This is a genomic window from Cellulomonas sp., from assembly GCF_017744555.1.
Classification (GTDB): Bacteria; Actinomycetota; Actinomycetes; order Actinomycetales; family Cellulomonadaceae; genus Cellulomonas.
Window position 1 is genome coordinate 1 of record NZ_JAGIBD010000136.1, and the last position, 505, is coordinate 505.

Annotated in this window: 1 protein-coding gene; it reads right to left on the bottom strand. The window is 71.1% G+C overall.

Going from position 1 to position 505, the window contains the following annotated elements; all coding sequences use genetic code 11:
• Positions 1–493: hypothetical protein (locus J7523_RS20560; protein WP_291890690.1), on the bottom strand; the 493-nt coding region annotated here is incomplete at its 3' end.
• Positions 494–505 lie beyond the last annotated feature (12 nt).

Here is a 505-nt window from a genome sequence, read left to right on the forward strand (position 1 = left end):
CGCGGCTGGTGCCGGTCTCGGCGCCGATGTCGGTGTTCGGATAGTCGATACGGGCCACGCCTTCGGCATCGAGCAACGCGTGATCGACGCCGGCCACCCCGCCGACTACCACCATCACCGGGAACGGGCCGGGGCCTTCGGGCAGGTGCAGCGCGGCGCTGAAGGTCTCGCGGTGGTCGCCATGGGATACCGTCACCTCGACGCGGTCGCGGTGCACGGTGCCGGTGACGCGGTCCGGTGCGGGACCTTTCCAGCCGTAGACCTGCTGTTCGAGCGAATGCAGCGTCTGCTGGCGCTGGCAGCGCCAGTCGGCGCGCGTCGTCATGCGGCTGCCATCGGGGCGCAGGAACGGATCGGGAAGCGATGCCTGGCGTGCGGCGACGACGGGCGTCGTGGCGCAGTCCGCGCCGTCGTTCTCGACGGCGGCAACGCGTCGCTTCGTATCCGGTGCGCGCACGCTTGCCGCGGTGGCTTGCGCGGTTGCCATCGCCACCAGGCATGGCAA